This window comes from Shinella agrisoli (assembly GCF_046557955.1).
Classification (GTDB): Bacteria; Pseudomonadota; Alphaproteobacteria; order Rhizobiales; family Rhizobiaceae; genus Shinella.
The window spans coordinates 12,929-29,934 of the sequence record NZ_JBJIEP010000037.1 but is presented as its reverse complement, the minus strand read 5'-3'; the positions used below and the strand labels follow the sequence as shown (position 1 = coordinate 29,934).

General features: G+C 62.8%; 17 protein-coding genes, 1 tRNA gene and 1 riboswitch. Of the genes, 16 read left to right on the top strand and 2 right to left on the bottom strand.

The window, feature by feature from the left end:
* Window positions 1-436: 436 nt before the first annotated feature.
* The 10 genes from ACIIOY_RS25310 (at window position 437) to ACIIOY_RS25265 (ending at window position 10,989) form a co-directional block, all read left to right on the top strand.
* Complete coding sequence (locus tag ACIIOY_RS25310) at window positions 437-1,102, top strand: thiamine diphosphokinase (RefSeq protein ID WP_411037448.1); 666 nt, start codon at window positions 437-439, stop codon at window positions 1,100-1,102.
* A 3-nt stretch (window positions 1,103-1,105) separates the two neighbouring features.
* Window positions 1,106-2,929 carry an ABC-F family ATP-binding cassette domain-containing protein gene (locus ACIIOY_RS25305; RefSeq protein ID WP_411037447.1) on the top strand — a complete coding sequence of 608 codons (1,824 nt, stop codon included), beginning with the start codon at window positions 1,106-1,108 and terminating at the stop codon, window positions 2,927-2,929.
* A gap of 142 nt (window positions 2,930-3,071) precedes the next feature.
* On the top strand, window positions 3,072-3,302 hold the full coding sequence (locus ACIIOY_RS25300) for a hypothetical protein (RefSeq protein ID WP_411037446.1): 231 nt from the start codon (window positions 3,072-3,074) through the stop codon (window positions 3,300-3,302).
* Between the two features lie 104 nt (window positions 3,303-3,406).
* A riboswitch (SAM riboswitch) is annotated at window positions 3,407-3,484 on the top strand.
* Window positions 3,485-3,542: 58 nt separating this feature from the next.
* Window positions 3,543-4,466: a homoserine O-acetyltransferase MetA gene (gene metA, locus ACIIOY_RS25295; RefSeq protein ID WP_411037445.1), complete on the top strand. Its 924-nt coding sequence runs from the start codon at window positions 3,543-3,545 to the stop codon at window positions 4,464-4,466.
* Between the two features lie 2 nt (window positions 4,467-4,468).
* Window positions 4,469-4,921: a GNAT family N-acetyltransferase gene (locus tag ACIIOY_RS25290; protein ID WP_411037444.1), complete on the top strand. Its 453-nt coding sequence runs from the start codon at window positions 4,469-4,471 to the stop codon at window positions 4,919-4,921.
* Window positions 4,922-5,020: 99 nt separating this feature from the next.
* Window positions 5,021-6,037: an aldose epimerase family protein gene (locus ACIIOY_RS25285; protein WP_411037443.1), complete on the top strand. Its 1,017-nt coding sequence runs from the start codon at window positions 5,021-5,023 to the stop codon at window positions 6,035-6,037.
* A gap of 144 nt (window positions 6,038-6,181) precedes the next feature.
* Window positions 6,182-8,086 (top strand): methyl-accepting chemotaxis protein, encoded by a 1,905-nt coding sequence (locus tag ACIIOY_RS25280; RefSeq protein ID WP_411037442.1) that lies wholly within the window; start codon window positions 6,182-6,184, stop codon window positions 8,084-8,086.
* A gap of 496 nt (window positions 8,087-8,582) precedes the next feature.
* Window positions 8,583-8,786, top strand: coding sequence for a helix-turn-helix domain-containing protein (locus tag ACIIOY_RS25275; protein WP_411037441.1), 204 nt, complete (start codon window positions 8,583-8,585; stop codon window positions 8,784-8,786).
* 359 nt (window positions 8,787-9,145) lie between these two features.
* Window positions 9,146-10,141 (top strand): ParA family protein, encoded by a 996-nt coding sequence (locus ACIIOY_RS25270; protein ID WP_411037440.1) that lies wholly within the window; start codon window positions 9,146-9,148, stop codon window positions 10,139-10,141.
* Window positions 10,138-10,989, top strand: a complete 852-nt coding sequence (locus ACIIOY_RS25265; RefSeq protein WP_411037439.1) for an SIR2 family protein — start codon at window positions 10,138-10,140, stop codon at window positions 10,987-10,989. The genes ACIIOY_RS25270 and ACIIOY_RS25265 overlap by 4 nt, the downstream gene beginning before the upstream one ends.
* 11 nt (window positions 10,990-11,000) lie before the next feature.
* Here ACIIOY_RS25265 and ACIIOY_RS25260 read toward each other — a convergent pair whose 3' ends face one another.
* Together ACIIOY_RS25260 and ACIIOY_RS25255 are read right to left on the bottom strand one after the other, a co-directional pair.
* Entirely contained in the window at window positions 11,001-11,192 is a 192-nt protein-coding gene (locus ACIIOY_RS25260; RefSeq protein ID WP_411037438.1) for a hypothetical protein, read from the bottom strand.
* Between the two features lie 227 nt (window positions 11,193-11,419).
* Window positions 11,420-11,494, bottom strand: a tRNA-Gly gene (locus tag ACIIOY_RS25255).
* Window positions 11,495-11,710: 216 nt separating this feature from the next.
* Here ACIIOY_RS25255 and ACIIOY_RS25250 point away from each other — a divergent pair.
* From ACIIOY_RS25250 to ACIIOY_RS25225, 6 genes are all read left to right on the top strand, one after another.
* On the top strand, window positions 11,711-12,217 hold the full coding sequence (locus ACIIOY_RS25250; RefSeq protein WP_411037437.1) for a prolyl-tRNA synthetase associated domain-containing protein: 507 nt from the start codon (window positions 11,711-11,713) through the stop codon (window positions 12,215-12,217).
* Window positions 12,218-12,304: 87 nt separating this feature from the next.
* Complete coding sequence (trxA, locus tag ACIIOY_RS25245; RefSeq protein ID WP_411037436.1) at window positions 12,305-13,267, top strand: thioredoxin; 963 nt, start codon at window positions 12,305-12,307, stop codon at window positions 13,265-13,267.
* A 125-nt stretch (window positions 13,268-13,392) separates the two neighbouring features.
* A complete protein-coding gene (locus ACIIOY_RS25240) occupies window positions 13,393-14,073 on the top strand; it encodes an LON peptidase substrate-binding domain-containing protein (protein ID WP_411037435.1) in 681 nt (226 codons plus the stop codon).
* Window positions 14,074-14,082: 9 nt separating this feature from the next.
* Entirely contained in the window at window positions 14,083-14,262 is a 180-nt protein-coding gene (locus tag ACIIOY_RS25235; RefSeq protein ID WP_411037434.1) for a Trm112 family protein, read from the top strand.
* Between the two features lie 209 nt (window positions 14,263-14,471).
* The gene (locus ACIIOY_RS25230; protein ID WP_411037433.1) at window positions 14,472-15,584 is read left to right on the top strand and encodes a transferrin-binding protein-like solute binding protein; all 1,113 of its coding nucleotides are present in this window, start codon (window positions 14,472-14,474) and stop codon (window positions 15,582-15,584) included.
* A 92-nt stretch (window positions 15,585-15,676) separates the two neighbouring features.
* The gene (locus ACIIOY_RS25225; protein ID WP_411037432.1) at window positions 15,677-16,993 is read left to right on the top strand and encodes a surface lipoprotein assembly modifier; all 1,317 of its coding nucleotides are present in this window, start codon (window positions 15,677-15,679) and stop codon (window positions 16,991-16,993) included.
* Window positions 16,994-17,006 lie beyond the last annotated feature (13 nt).

Genomic DNA, 17,006 nt, shown 5'->3' with positions numbered 1-17,006 from the left:
CCGGGATGCGCATCCCGGCCGGTGCATCCAGTAAACCACACTTCTTCCACACAAGCCCGAGGATGACGGAGGGGAGGAGGAGGCTTCCGGCCTATCGGACGGCGCGGCATGCGGAACCGCTGCGATAGCCCTCCGCGCCCCTCTTCTGTCGTCATCCTCGGGCTTGACCCGAGGATCCACCCACCCGGAAAACCCTCGTTTTCCAGCAAAACTGCCCTAGCCCTTGCAGAGGGGCCGAAGTCGCGGGCACGAACCGCCGAACGGGGCGCCGGAAGGCGCCAACCTTAACATGCTCTGATGAGGCGGCTTGCAGCGCCCCGTCCGAATGCTCTTCGACAAACCCACGGGCGCAAATGCCGCGTGGATCGCCGTGCTGGCGCTTGCCGCCCGCCAAAATCTTTCCCTTTCGCCGAAACATGCGCTAAGGGCATCGGCCATGACCCAGCCGGCCTCCACAGACCAGACATTCGTCGTCCTCCTGGGCGGCACGCTCACGGCCACGCCGCGCCTTCACGCGGATATGGCCGGCGCGCGCTTCATCGCGGCCGATAGCGGCATGCGGCATGCGGCGGGGCTCGGCGTCACGCCGGAAATCTGGGTCGGCGACTTCGATTCCACGCCTGCGGAGCTCATTGCCGCCTGGCCGCAGATCGAGCGCCAGCCCTATCCCGCCGCCAAGAACGAGACGGACGGCGCGCTCGCCGTCTCGGTCGCGACCGAGCGCGGCGCCAGAAGGATCCTGCTGGCCGGCGCGCTCGGCGGCGAGCGCAGCGACCATGCGCTGATGCATCTCATCCACGCCGTTTCCCTGGAGGAGGAGGGCTTTGCCGTCAAGCTCACGTCCGGCGAGGAGGAGGCCTGGCCGCTCCTGCCCGGCAGCCGCGAGATCGACCTGCCGAGGGGCAGCCTCTTCTCGATCCTCGGCCTGTCGCCGCTTGCCGGCCTCTTCATCGGCAACGTGCGCTATCCGCTCGCCGACTTCTCCTTGCCCTTCGGCTCGTCGCGCACCATTTCCAACGTCGCGGAAGGGCCGGTCCGCCTTTCGCTCGCCTCCGGCCGCGCGATCCTCATCGCCCGCCCCTACGATCTTTCAGGAGCCTGACCCTTGGCACCGCCCATCCTCAAACTCGACGACATATCCTTGAGCTTCGGCGGCACGCCGCTGCTTGCCGGCGCGAGCCTGCAGGTCGAGCCGGGCGACCGCATATGCCTCGTCGGCCGCAACGGCTCGGGCAAGTCGACGCTGATGAAGATCGCCGCCGGCCTTGCCGAGGCGCAGTCCGGCGAGGTCTTCCGCCATCCGTCCGCGACGATCCGCTGCCTGCACCAGGCGCCGGATTTCGACGGCTACGACACGGTCGCCGCCTATGCGGAAGCCGGCCTCGGCCCCTCCGACGACCCCTACCGCGTCACCTATCTCCTGGAACATCTCGGCCTTTCCGGCGCTGAGGATCCGAAGGCGCTTTCGGGCGGCGAGGCGCGCCGGGCGGCGCTCGCCCGCGTGATGGCGCCGGAGCCGGACATCCTCCTCCTCGACGAGCCGACCAACCACCTCGACCTGCCCACCATCGAATGGCTGGAAGGCGAATTGCAATCGACCCGCTCGGCCCTCGTCGTCATCTCGCACGACCGGCGCTTCCTGGAGAAGGTCTCGAACGCTACCGTCTGGCTCGACCGCGGCCAGTCGCGCCGGCTGAACCGCGGCTTTGCCTATTTCGAGGCCTGGCGCGACGAGGTGCTGGAGGCCGAGGAACTGGAGCAGCACAAGCTCGGCAAGGCGATCGAGCGCGAGGAGCACTGGCTGCGCTACGGCGTCACCGCGCGCCGCAAGCGCAACATGCGCCGCCTCGGCGAATTGCAGGACATGCGCGCCCGCCACCGCGGCCACAAGGGCCCGCAGGGCAGCGTGCAGGCCAGCGCCTCCGACGCGCAGGAATCCGGCAAGCTGGTCATCGAGGCGGAGAAGATCACCAAGAGCTACGGCGAGCGCACCATCGTCGCCCCCTTCTCGATCCGCGTGCACCGCGGCGATTGCATCGGCCTCGTCGGCCCGAACGGCGCGGGCAAGACCACGCTCCTGAAGATGCTGACGGGCCAGCTCGCGCCCGACAGCGGCACGGTGAAGCTCGGCACGAACCTGGAGATCGCCACGCTCGACCAGCGCCGCGAGGATCTCGACCTCGACGACACGCTCGCCCACTACCTGACGGACGGGCGCGGCGAGACGCTGCTGGTCAACGGCGAGCAGCGCCATGTCACCGGCTACATGAAGGAATTCCTCTTCCAGCCGGAGCAGGCCCGCACGCCGATTCGCAACCTTTCTGGCGGCGAGCGCGCCCGGCTGATGCTGGCGCGCATCCTCTCGCGGCCGACGAACCTCCTCATCCTCGACGAGCCGACCAACGACCTCGACATCGAGACGCTCGACCTCCTCCAGGAGATCGTCGCCGGCTTTGCCGGCACGGTGCTGCTCGTCAGCCACGACCGCGACTTCCTCGACCGCACCGTCACCTCGACCATCGCGCCCGCCGACCCGGAAAGCCCGGACGGCCGTTGGATCGAATATGCCGGCGGCTATACCGACATGATGGCGCAGCGCCGCGGCAGGGCCGAGGAGAAGCGCAGGGCGGAAAAGGCCGGGAAGGCGAAGGCGCCGGAGGCGCCGGCCGCGCCCGCGGAAGGCAAGGGCAAGGCAAAGCTCTCCTACAAGCAGAAATTCGCGCTCGAAAACCTGCCGAAGGAGATGGAGAAGATCGGGAAGGAGATCGCCGCCCGCGAGGCGAAGATGGCCGACCCCGCCCTCTTCAGCAAGGATCCGGCGGCCTTCAACACGCTCGCCGCCGAGATGGAGAAGCTGCGCGACAGGCTGACGAATATGGAAGAGGAATGGCTTGAGCTGGAAATGCTGCGGGAGGAACTGGAGGGCTGAGCGCCCTTGAGGCGATCGCCGCCCTCTTCGTCGTCATGGCCCTGTTCCCTCCGGAACAGCGCCGGCCCCGGCGATATGGGACAGTCGGGTCACTGGATGAGAGGAACTCATCCTGCAACCCGAAAGAGATCAGGAGAGTCCCATGCGCAAGTTCATCATGTCCGCCGTCGTCGCTGCCGTCGCCGCCGTTTCCTTCGCCGCTCCGTCCCAGGCCGGTCACTACGGCTACGGCCACAAGCACTACGGCTACAAGAGCTACGCTTACAAGCACCACAGCTACAAGCCGTACCGCTTCGTCAAGCGCTGGAAGCATCACGGCGGCCACTACGGCGCGAAGATCATCATCAGGAAGAAGCACTACAGCCACTACTGAGCCGTGCTCCTCTTCAGGAAAGGCCGAGGCCCGGATGCTTGCCGCATCCGGGCCTCGGCGCCTCGTTCGCGGGCGGATTGATTCGCGGGCGGAGTGGCGTTATCTAAGGCGTCCGTGGTGATTTGGCCGGCCGGCTTGCAGCCACGTTAAACAAGTCGCTAAAGGGCCGCGAAAGGCAGACCTTCCGTGGACCGGTTGCGACATCGTTGCGGCCGGTTTTGTTTTTCGATCGAGTGAGACATGCCCATCAAGATTCCCGATACGCTCCCCGCCTTCGAAACCCTCGTCCACGAGGGCGTCAGGGTGATGACCGAAACGGTGGCGATCCGGCAGGATATCCGCCCGCTGCAGATCGGGCTGCTCAACCTCATGCCGAACAAGATCAAGACGGAAGTGCAGATGGCCCGCCTCGTCGGCGCGACGCCGCTCCAGGTGGAGCTGTCGCTGGTGCGCGTCGGCGGCCACCGCGCCAAGAACACATCGGAAGACCACCTGCTCGCCTTCTACGACACGTGGGAGGAGGTGCGCCACCGCAAGTTCGACGGCTTCATCATCACCGGTGCCCCGGTGGAGACGCTTGACTTCGAGGACGTCACCTACTGGGACGAGATGAAGCAGATCTTCGACTGGACGACGACCAACGTGCACTCGACCCTGAACGTCTGCTGGGGCGCGATGGCGGCGATCTACCATTTCCACGGCGTGCCGAAGCACACGCTGGAGGAAAAGGCCTTCGGCGTCTACCGCCACAACAACCGCAAGCCCTCTTCGGTCTACCTCAACGGCTTTTCCGACAATTTCGAGGTGCCCGTCTCGCGCTGGACGGAGATCCGCGCCGAGGACATCCGCAACGTGCCGGGGCTCGAGATCCTGCTCGATTCCGACGAGACGGGCGTGTGCCTCGTCGAGGAGAAGGCCGGCAACCGGCTCTACATCTTCAACCACGTGGAATACGATTCCACCTCGCTTGCCGACGAATATTTCCGCGACGTCTCGGCCGGGGTGCCGATCAAGCTGCCGAAGAACTATTTTCCGCACAACGATCCGTCGCTGCCGCCGCAGAACCGCTGGCGCGGCCATGCGCACCTGCTCTTCGGCAACTGGATCAACGAGATCTATCAGACTACGCCCTATGACCTGGAAAAGATCGGAACGGGAGCCTGAGCATGAGCCGCCTCGTCATCCGCCCTCTGCACAGTGACGACGAAGGCGAATGGCGGCGCCTGTGGATCGCCTATCTCGCCTTCTACGAGACGGTGCTGCCGGAAGAGATCTTTTCGACCACCTTCGCCCGGCTGACGGGCGAGGCGGCGGAAGGGGAGTTCCGCGGCCTCCTCGCCACGCTCGACGGCAAGCCGGTCGGCCTCGCCCACTACCTCTTCCACCGCTCCTGCTGGACGCTCGGCAATATCTGCTACCTGCAGGATCTCTATGCCGATCCCGAGGTGCGCGGCACGGGCGTCGGCCGGGCGCTCATCGAGGGCGTCTACGCCAAGGCGCAGGAAGCGGGCGCGCCGAAGGTCTACTGGATGACGCAGGAGACCAACGCGACCGCGCGCCGCCTCTACGACCGCATCGCCGACAAGACGCCCTTCATCATCTACCAGAAAACCCCCTGAGCGGGATTTGCAAAAAGTATGACTTTTTTGGGTTGCAGGCCGAATGGAATTGCAGCAGGTTGCCGCCCGTGGGGAGCAGCCGGCGGAGGAGACGCAAGCGTGGGTGCAGGAAATGAAATCTTCGGTCGCCTGGCTTCGGGCGAGGCGGTCGAGCGCATCACGATCACCGGCGGCGGGCTGACCGCCCATGTGCTGACCTGGGGTGCGGTCATCCAGGACCTGCGGCTTCAGGGGCACGACGCGCCGCTGGTGCTCGGCTTCGAGGATCTCGCCTCCTACCTGGAGCACTCCCCCTATTTCGGCGCGACGCCGGGCCGCTGCGCCAACCGCATCGGCGGCGGGCGCTTCTCCATCGACGGCACCGACTACCAGCTCGAATGCAACGAGGGCGGCGTCACGCACCTGCACGGCGGCGGCGACGGCACCGGCCGGCAGAACTGGCGGATCGCGGACCAGGGCAGCGACTTCGTCGCCCTGGCGCTGACGGATCCCGCCGGCCGCGCCGGCTATCCCGGCAACTGCGCCATCACCTGCACCTACCGGCTGCCCGGCGACGGCGTGCTCTCCGTCGTCTACGAGGCGACCGCCGACGCGCCGACGCCGGCCAATCTGTGCCAGCACAGCTATTTCAACCTTGATGGCGGCGCCGATGCCCTCGGCCACGAGATCCGCCTTGAGGCCGAGCATTACCTGCCCGTCGACGAGAACCTGATCCCCACCGGCGAGATCCGCCCGGTCGCCGGCACGCCCTTCGACCTTCGCGACTGGACGCCGCTGCGCCGGCAGACGCAAGCGGGCGGCGTCGCCTTCGACCACAATTTCTGCCTCTCGCCGGAAAGGCGGGCGAAACGCTCCGTGGCCGAGGTGCGCAGCCCCGTTTCGGGCCTCTCGCTGAACGTGTCGACGACGGAACCGGGCGTCCAGCTTTATACCGGCTCCAAGGTCCACCCGCCCGTTGCGGGGCTCGGCGGCCGCAGCTACGGCGCCTTCGCCGGCTTGTGCCTGGAGACCCAGATCTGGCCGGATGCGGTCAACCATGCCGGTTTCCCCAACGCCGTCCTCAGGCCCGGCGAGGTGCTGCGGCAGGAGACGGACTACGCCTTCCGCAGAGGCTGACCGGCGGCCTCGCCAAAGCTCGTCTCGCAGCGCAATAAAATCGAAACCTTTGTAGCGGAAAACGGCCTGACGGACCCGGGATGATGCCGGGTTGTGCGGGCTTGAACGCGCCAGGACAGCGCCGGTCGCCCGAGGGACCTGCCCATGAAAATCTCGGATCTCTCCATTTCCCGGAAAGTCGGCCTTCTCGTTCTCCTGATGGGCATCGCCGCCGGCACCATCGCCGCCGTCGGCAGCCGCGGCCTCGTCTCGCTCGGCGCGGCGCTGTCCGATACCGGCGCGCGCGAGGAGGTGGCCCGCGAAGCCATGGACCTGCGCATCGACGTCATCGCCATCAGCCGCATGACCTACCAGCTCGCCATGGCGCCGGAAAAGGCGGCGGACTTTGCCGCCGAAACGGAAAAGCGCGCCAAGGAAATGCTCGACCGCCTGCCGAAGATCGCCTCGACCGCCGATGCCAACGAGGAAAAGCTGCTCGACGGCGTCCGCGCCGCCATGACGCCCTACTTCGAGGACATCCGCGCCATGGTCGCCGTCGCCGCGCAGAAGGGCGGGGACCGCGCCGCGATCCTCGCCGCGCTCGACAAGGCGCTGGAAGGCCAGAAGGCCGTCACCGCCGCACTCAAGGAATACACGACCTATTCCGCCGAGACGCTTTCGGGGTCGCGTGCCGTCGCCATCTCCCGCTCGACGACGACGCAGGTCGTACTGCTCGCCACCGCCTTCGTCTGCATCGTCGCGGGCATGCTGCTCAGCATGTTCCTTGCCCGCAACGGCATCGTGCGCCCGATCCAGCGCCTGACCAGCGTGATGTCCAACCTTGCCGCCGGCAAGCTCGACGACGCCATCCCCTACACCGAGCGCAAGGACGAGATCGGCGCCATGGCGCGCACGCTCGACGTCTTCCGCGCCAACGAGATGCAGATGCGCGAGATGGAGGCGCAGGAGGCCGCCCTGCAGGCCCAGAGCAGGGACCTGCAATCGAACATCAGCACGATCGTCGCCGCCGCCGCTGCCGGCGACTTCTCGCGCCGCATCACCAAGACCTATGAGGACGAGGACCTCCGCCGCTTCGCCACCAGCGTCAACGAGCTGGTCGAGAACGTCGACAGGGGCGTCAGCGAGGTGCGCCGCGTGATCGCCTCGCTCTCCCATGCCGACCTGACGCAGGAGATGAGCGGCCACTTCCAGGGCGATTTCGCCGAGCTCCAGGCGAACGTCAACGGCGCCATGCTGACGCTGCGCAGCACGATGGCCGGCATCCTCTCCACCGCCGGCACGATCACCGGCAATTCCCGCGAGCTTTCCGCCGCTGCCGACCAGCTCGCCCACCGTACCGAGCAGCAGGCGGCCTCGCTGGAGGAAACCGCCGCTGCGCTGGAGGAGATCACCACCACGGTGAAGACCTCCACGGCCCGTGCCATCGAGGCCTCGCAGATCGTCGGCGAGGCGAAGGAAAGTGCCGAGAAGTCCGGCGACATCGTGCAGAACGCCATCGACGCGATGGGCCGTATCGAGCAGTCCTCGCAGAAGATCAGCCAGATCATCTCGGTGATCGACGAGATCGCCTTCCAGACGAACCTGCTCGCCCTCAACGCCGGCGTCGAGGCGGCGCGCGCGGGGGATGCCGGCCGCGGCTTTGCCGTCGTCGCCCAGGAGGTGCGCGAGCTCGCCCAGCGCTCCGCCAATGCCGCCAAGGAGATCAAGGCGCTGATCAACGCGTCCGCCGGCGAAGTGAAGGGCGGCGTCTCGCTGGTGCTGTCGACCGGCGATGTGCTCTCGGAGATCAAGGACCTCGTGAACCGCGTCAACGACCACGTCGTCTCGATCGCCCGCGCCGCGCAGGAACAGTCCGCTGCCCTCGGCGAAATCAACACCGCCGTCAACCAGATGGACCAGATGACCCAGCAGAACGCCGCGATGGTGGAGGAAGCCACCGCCGCAAGCCAGGTCCTCGCCAGCGAAGCCGCCCAGCTCCAGGCCGCCCTCTCGCAGTTCCACATCGGCGACGGGCGAACCGGCGCGGTGCAGCAGCGCCGGGCCGCATAGGTTTGCCGCTCCCGACCCAAGACCGCTGCACGCTCTTGCCGGCATTCCTTTAGGCAAGGCCCGGCGCAGCGACGGGGGCAGAACGCGCCGGGAATGGCACCGCTGTCCTCTATCGTCGCTAAACGACGGCCATCTGGTTCGGCGCCCGCGTGAGTCAATATGTCGAACAGTTCCGGATCGACGTGGCGATGACGCTCGGGCTGCTGCAGATAGGCCAGCTTGTTGCCGTCTGATCTTCCATCTGACGGCGTCAGCATCCAACATACGCCGATGCAGTTTGCGCCGCCCGACGACAGCGCGCGCAACAGCGCATACTTCCGGTAATCGTTGATGTCCCCGAAGTACTGGTCCTTCACGCGCTCCTCCGAATCATATTGCGCGTGCAGTACCCTCAAATACCCTAATTTGGGGTAGTCCAAAATCGGGTCTTACTGAAGCGCTGGTCCTTGAATTGGCGCTTCCTTTGTCTTCGATTCGCTCCGATCTTTATCGTCGTATGATCGATCTGCTGATTGCAGCTCGAAAAGACGCAGGGCTCACCCAAACGGAGGTTGGCGTGCGCCTGGGACAACGCCAGACATTTGTGTCGAAGTATGAGCTTCGAGAGCGCCGGCTTGATGCGGCAGAGTTCGTGGCCGTGTGCCGTGCGATCGGTGTTGATGCGTGCGACTTAATAGTGCAGGCGGAGGATAGCGTCTAAGGCCGCTTTTGGCACTTCAAAACGGTCATTGCTGCGTCGACCTGGACATGTCGGAGATGGGATGGGGAGCCGAAAGGCGGCTTTCGGAGAGCAACAATCGAAAGCGGGCCGTCAACTGGGCGGTGGCTGTGGCAAACTCTGGCCCCAACGTGATCATTCACCTTAGCAAAAATACGTCGCGAAATTTTAATTTTTTCTACTGATTCTTACGATGAAATTTTTAAAGGGGAAAGCTGTGCGTGGCAAAGGTCAGGAGTTTCGCGAAAAACTGAGCTTAATTTCGGCTACATAGCCTGAAAATACCTAGCTTTTTATCCCTATCTTGGCTTTACTGTCGTAAGTGGTACAGGATGAGAATCATGGCAATATCAATAGCTTTTTTTAATAACAAGGGTGGCGTAGGGAAGACTACATTGCTTTGCAATGTAGCCGCCTATGCTGCAGTGCAACGAAATCTTAAAGTGCTTGTAATAGACGCCGATCCTCAGTGCAACGCTACGCAATACATGTTTGAAGACAAGAAGCTATCCTACTTCTACGAGGAAACATCTTCTTTTACCGTTTATAACATTATTCGCCCGCTCTCGCTAGGAAAAGGCTACAGCCGGGATCTAAATGTGACTTTGAGCCCGCGCTTTGGAGTTGACGTTTTGCCTGGCGATCCGAGGCTCGCCTTGACCGAAGACCTGTTAGCGAAGGATTGGGGATCTGCTGTCGGCGGTGACTCTCGTGGCATGAGGACGACACTGATGTTTGCAGAGCTTATGAAGCGCTGTGAGCATTACGATATTGTGTTTTTCGACGTAGGCCCCTCATTGGGGTCGATTAATCGAGCAGTCCTGCTTGCCAGCGACTTCTTTCTCGCACCGATGTCGATCGACATATTCAGTGTCAAAGCAATCGACAACATCGCAGCGTGGTTAACAAAGTGGCGGAAACAATGGGAGGTCGGGGTAGCAAATGTTGACGATCCTGATGAGGTCGACACTGCCCTAGCAAGAAAGCTTGGCTTTCTAGGCTACGCATCTCAACATTACATAGCAAAGACGGACGGTTCTGGTACTAAGCGTGCTGTGAACGCATATGAGAAGATTATGAAACAATTCGAGGAAATTGTCGCTTCAGAGCTTTCCTCAGTCGCGCCTTCGCCAGCATTGACCAACGTATTTTCGCTTGGCGAGATTCCTAATCTACATAGCTTGATACCGATGTCGCAAACAGCGAGGGCTCCAGTATTCGGCCTGAAAGCCAGTGATGGTGTCCGAGGAGCGCATTTCTCGAAGGTCAAAGAAGCGAAGGATACTTTTGGAGTAGTCGCTGAGGAAATCCTCAATCGAGTAGGGATCGCTCGATGATTGATTGGCCAAATCAATTAAAACTCGACCTCCAATCGCGGCGCGTTGTCGTCTTTATCGGCAGCGGTGTCTCTAAAAATTCGGTGGGCAAGGATGGGATAACCCGACCACCACTTTGGACAGAATTTCTTCAAGCTGGCCTTGAACGAATAGGCGCGAAAGGCACAGCCCATATCAAGAAAGCCCTCAATGCAAACGATCTCCTACATGCGTGCGAATGGCTAAAGGCGAAGATGGAAGAGGACTGGGAACCCTTCCTTAGAGAATGTTTTGTTACGCCAGCGTACGTGCCAGCGGAGATACATAAAGTCATATTCAAATTAGACCAGCGCATATACATGACGCCTAATTTTGACCAGATCTTTGAGAACTTCGTAACTGCGGAGACGGGTGGGCTAGTCACTGTAAAACGTTTCTCCGACCCAGACGTGCATAATTTTCTTCGTGAAGATCGAACACATATAATTAAGGTGCATGGCTCCATTGATCACCCCAATGAGCTGGTTTTCTCAAATCACGATTATGCCAAAGCACGAGTTGCACACGCGGCATTTTATGACGTGCTTGACGCATGCTTGCTGTCTCACACGTTCTTGTTGATTGGCTGTGGTATATCTGATCCGGATCTTGCTCTGTTGCTTGAGAACCAGCGGTTCAATTTTCCCAATTCACGGCCTCACTACCTTGTCACACCGTCACGGATAGCACCTGACATGGTCAAGTCGCTTCGTGCTAACCGCAACCTGAAATGCCTTATGTACAACCCGGCAAACCATCATGAGGAGCTATTATCCTCGCTAAAGATACTTGCAGATATTATGGACACTGCCCCACCCCTCCCAAGCTGATTCCGAATTACTCACAAATGCAGATCCGTTCGAGTAGCTCTCATCCGGTCTTCGGCATGTGCAGCGATACTGCGAAAATCCGAATTATAGTGATAGATCTTCATCGACTTTTGCAAAGCTGGGTTCTGCGACACCCACAATGTCCACTTTTGGTGAAACGACATCGCCGCGGTTTCGACCGTGATGGGGTCGAGTGTCGCCATTCATGAACGCTTAGAAGGGCGTCCCTTGTTGGTAGAAGCGAAATTGATCCGCTTCTCATTGGCGTCCACGGCTCACGATTTCACGCTTTGCCGCATCCGCGCCTCGTTACCACGCGTTACCCGATGGTGACCGCGCCCTCTTGAGCCGCTTCCGCGTCCCGCGATTTCAACCGCGCCGGAAAACACAAAAGCCCCGGCGAACCGAGGCTTTGAAACATGGAGGTCGCTGGAGCGGGTGAGGCGATTCGAACGCCCGACCCCAACCTTGGCAAGGTTGTGCTCTACCCCTGAGCTACACCCGCTCATCGTCGACGGCCGGGGGTAGTGGTGGCCGAAGGTCGCTGCGTTGCGGCGACGGGCGCTATATGGCCCAAGCCTTTTTCAAATGCAACAGGGAAATTCCGGATTCTGGAGAAAAAATCCCGGCGACTTTCGAGGCGCCGGATTTTCGGGCGGTTGCACCCGGATGGCCGAGGCCCTATCAGCAGACAGGAGCAATTCATGCCGGGAAGACGAGAATGACCGATACGCCGAAGACCGACAAGGACCTCTTCCAGTTCCTCGATGCCCTCGGCATCGCCCACAGCACGAAGGAGCACGCGCCGGTCTTCACCGTCGCCGAGTCCGTCGCCCTGCGCGACGAGATTCCCGGCGGCCATACGAAGAACCTTTTCGTCAAGGACAAGAAGGACAATTATTTCCTGATGACCGTCGAGGAACAAGCGACGGTGGACCTGAAGACCGTGCATACGCTCATCGGCGCGGCCGGCCGCGTCTCCTTCGGCAAGCCGGAGAAGCTGATGGAGTATCTCGGCGTCATTCCGGGCGCCGTCACCGCCTTCGGCGTGATCAACGACGTGGGACGCAGGGTGAAGATCATCGTCGACAAGGACCTGATGGAATACGATACGATCAATTGCCACCCGCTGCGCAACGACGCGACCACCTCGATCGGCTCGAAGGATCTCCTGCGCTTCATCGAGGCGACGGGGCACGAGCCGCTTGTCTTGAAAGTCACGTCCTGACATACGATTTGAAGGCGATCGAACGGCAGACGGTTTGACGGCGCAGGCGAAGCAGGACAAGGCGCTCCCGGCGCCACAGGAGAGACCATGAGTGCAGGCGACAACCCTTACGCATCGTCCTATGGCGGGCAGATGAACGTTTCGGCGAACTATGGCGGCGCGGCACCGGCGGACGACCTCATCAAGGACACGACGACGGCGAACTTTTCGCGCGACGTGCTCGAGGCCTCGCGCCAGCAGCCCGTCCTCGTGGACTTCTGGGCGCCCTGGTGCGGTCCCTGCAAGCAGCTCCAGCCGATCATCGAGAAGGTCGTGCGCGAGAGCGCCGGCCGGGTGAAGCTCGTCAAGCTCAACATCGACGACCATCCCTCCATTCCCGGACAGCTCGGCATCCAGTCCATCCCCGCCGTCGTCGCCTTTGTCGGCGGCCGCCCGGTGGACGGCTTCATGGGTGCCGTTCCGGAAAGCCAGGTGCGCCAGTTCATCGACAAGATCGCAGGTCCCGCCGGCGCGGACGAGAAGGCCGAGATCGAGGCGCTGCTCGCCGAGGCGAAGGAATTGTTCGACGCGGGCGACCTTGCCGGCGCGGCCGACCTCTACGGCGCGCTGCTCCAGGCCGACCCCGAGAATGCCCCGGCGCTCGCCGGCATCGCCGAATGCATGATCGCCGCCGGCCAGCCGCAGAACGCCCGCCAGGCGCTCGGCAACCTGCCGGAGAAGGTCGCCGCCGATCCGGCCGTCGCGGCGGTCGTCAAGAAGCTCGACCAGATCGAGGAGGCCCGCAAGCTCGGCGATCCGGCGGCCCTGGAACAGGCGCTGGCGCTCGACCCGGACGACCATGCCGCGCGGCTGAAGCTCGCGAAGATCCGCAACGTGGAGGGCGACCGCCAGGCGGCGGCCGATCACCTCCTCTACATCATGAAACGCGACCGCGCCTTCGAGGACGACGGCGCCCGCCGCGAGCTCCTGCAGTTCTTCGAGGTCTGGGGACCGAAGGATCCCGCGACGATCGCCGCCCGCCGCAAGCTGTCGTCGATCCTGTTTTCCTGAGGCTTTTTTCCTCGCGGGGCCGCCGCATCCCTTGAGAAAAGCCGCGCCTACCCCACATTCGGGGGAGGCGCGATGACGAGGGCGGGGAGACGTTTCGCCGCGCCGCGGAATGGGAAGGCGATGCCATGCATGTGGGAAATGCGCGTTATCTGAAGCCGGAGGACCTGCCCGAGGCCATCCCCGTCTTTCCCCTGACGGGCGCGCTGCTCCTGCCCGGCGGGCAGCTGCCGCTCAACATCTTCGAGCCGCGTTATCTCTCCATGTTCGACGACGCGCTCGCCTCGCACCGGCTGATCGGCATGGTGCAGCCCGTTTTCGGCGAGCAGCGAACGGACGATCCGGCGACCGACATACCGGCGCTCTGCCAGGTCGGCTGCATCGGCCGCATCACCTCCTTCGCCGAAACCGGCGACGGGCGCTATATCGCCTCGCTCACCGGCGTCTGCCGTTACCGGCTGCTGGAAGAGGTGCGGAGCGGCAAATCCTACCGCAGCTTCCGCATCGCCCCCTTCATCACCGACCTCACCGCGAGCGACGACGAGCAGAGCGTTGACCGGGAGGCGCTGCTCGCGGCCTTCCGCGCCTATCTCGATGCCAACAAGCTGGAGGCGGACTGGGAGAGCGTGGAGCGGGCGAGCAACACGACGCTCGTCAATTCCATGGCGATGATGTCGCCCTACGGGCCGGCGGAAAAGCAGGCGCTGCTGGAAGCCCCCGACCTCAAGACGCGCGCGGAAACGCTGATCGCCATTACCGAGATCGTGCTGGCGCGCGGCTACGGCGACGTCGACACGCGGCTGCAATAGGATCGGCCGATGGACGTCAGGGTCGATCCCAAGCTGCTCGAACTCCTCGTCTGCCCGCTGACCAAGGGGCGGCTGACCTATGACGCGAAGGCCGGCGAACTGATCTCCGAAAAAGCCAAGCTCGCCTACCCGATCCGCGACGGGATTCCGATCATGCTCGTCTCGGAAGCGAGGGAAATCAAGGACTAGGACATCGTTTGCGCATCCATTCGTCGGAACGATACGCGGCTCCCCGCCTGCGAGACCCTGCAACGCCCCCATTATCATGCTCGCCTCTCCCATTTGGGAGACGCGTACGGTCTGCGAATCCTTAATTTCCCTTTTGAATCGCCGAGATGGACCAACCCGGACGCGGCAGAGCGCCCGCGGCCTTGGCGATGCGGAGATGGGAGCAACAGATGACGATCATGAATTCGAGACGCACGGCGCATGGGGCGGCGAGCATCCTGCAATGGCACGCCGGAAATCGGAGTGCATTTGCCGTACTGCTGATGTCCGCCGCCCTGGTCGGCTGTAAATCAACGGAATCGGCGACAGGATCCGATTCCGGCCCAGAGGTGACGAAGCTCTATACGCCGACCTATGCGACCGACGCCCGGAACAGCATGGCGGCCGCCTATGCCGAAGAAGGCGCCTCGCTGGAATCGAAAACCAAGGCTATCCGGCAGGCCTTCGGCGACGATACCGCTGGAGAGCCGGACACCTACACGCTCGACGACACCCGGAAGGTCGAGCTTGCGAAATCCGGGGCCGGCTACGTCTTCAAATATGGCGACGCCGAGTTTACGCTCACCGACGCTGACTACGTCAGCGATCCCGAGGGCGGCTATTACGACAAATCGGCTACGAACTCGGACGGCGACTTGAGGTTCCTGGCCTCTCTCTATTCGTTGACCGGCGACACCAAAGGCGACCTGGCCTCCCCGACCCGCGTGATGGTTCCGTTGGGATTCGGCGTGCGCATGCAGGGCAACAATGCGGGCGGCGTCGAACCCGGCGAAGCCGATTCCACCGTCGAAGGCTTCATGATCGCCGGCGTGGAAACGAATCCGAGCGACATGCCGACATCGGGCACCGCCACCTATAACGGGCAGTCTCGCTTCGATATCTACGCGAAGGAATCGACATACGGGACGTCCGACGTCCAGCAGATAAGATACTCGGGCGATTCGGCCATCTCGGCGAATTTCGATGCCGGAACGGTCAGCGGCGAGGCGTTGCTGGAGCGGCGCCGGGTTCGCCTCGCGGACGACACCACGACGACGGACGACATTTCTGGCGCCGGCGTGAAGGTCTCCTTCGACAGCACGCTCACCCAGAACGGCTTTGAAATCGACGATCTCAAGGCCAACGCCGCGGCCGAGGCGGAGCTTGCGAGCCAGAACATCGGCCAGATGGAGGTCGGCGGCGAAGGCCGTTTCTACGGCAGGAACGCAGAATCCGTGGGCGTCATCGTCGCCGGATCGAGTGAGGACCACGTCATGACCGGCACGATGTTCGGCGACAAGTAGCCGGGCCCGACGCACGCTCGGAAGCGTTGTCCCGGCCCCCCCCCCCCCTCGGGGCCGGGCATTCCGCTCCTGCTGAGATGGACGAAAGCTCGATGTCGAAATCAAGCCTTGTCACCATACTGGCGATCCTGTTTGCCCTGTCCGGCGCGCCGGTGTCGGTTGCGCGGGCGATGTCGTTGGCGCCGGTGGATATGGTCAACCTGCTCGTTCTGCGGAAGGATTTCGCCATGGCCGACGGGCTGGCCAGGCGAATCGCCGGGGAAAACAGGCGGCTTGCCTGGCTGCCCGATTACGTGCGCGTATGCGAGATGCTGTCGGCGGGACGCTTTCGCGCGGCGGAAGATCGGGCCCGCCGCCTTGCGGCACGCTATCCGGCGGAGCCCGATATCCGCCACGCCCTCATCAACGCCCTGTGGGGGCAGAAGAAATATCGTGCCGCACTGTTCCAGATCGAGCGCAACAAGCCGTTGGTGAAGGATCGCTCCATGCGCGCGGCCTACGAAGCGCTGGTCGACGAATACAATGCGGTCAACAAGCCCTACGGGCTCAGCATATCGGTTGGCGCCGTTCCCTCGAGCAACGTCAATAACGGAGCGTCCACGGATACGGTCGATGTCGGCGGCCTGTCGTTCGAGCTCAGCGACGACGCAAAGGCCCGTGAGGGCGTCAACGTGACGGCGACCGCTTCGGTCTATTATCTCCACCAGCTTGGCGAGAACGTCGACATCCTGGGCAAAGGCGCCGTTCATCTGGCGAAGAGCCTGCAATCGCGCGATCGGGACGAACTGACCTTCATCGCCTCACCCGAAGTCCAGATCCAGTTCGACTCCGCGCGCTTCGGCGCGGGGCCTTTGGTGGAATATCAACTCAGCGGCTACGACGCCTATGCCCTTCGTTACGGCATCGGCGGATTCTATCGCCGAAATTTCGACCACGACATATCCTTGGCCATGCAGGCGAAGCTGCTCCGGCAAGACTATTTCGAAGACGACTTCAGGGACGGCCACAAATATGCCTTCCAGGGCGTTGTCGGTTTTCCCTTGTCCGCCAGCGCCGACGGCACTTTCAAGTTCTCCTACGAGAAGGAGAAGACAAAGAGGGATTACCTCGATTCCGACGCCTATTCCCTTGGCTTCGGCCTGTCGAACACCTGGAGCCGGATGGCGGGCCTCACGACGAACCTGAGCGTGCAATACCGTTGGCAGAATTTCCGGGGCGACTATCCCCTGACGGGTCAGCCCAGGCAGGACGGCCGCCTGACCGCCTCGATAAGCATCTCCCACGAGAAACTGGAGTTCTGGGGCATTTCGCCGAGTATCGGCTACGAGTTTATCGACAACAAATCGAATGTTGCAATCAAGAGTTATACCGCTCACAATTTCATCGTTGGGGTAAACCGGACATTCTGAGAGACTTATCGCG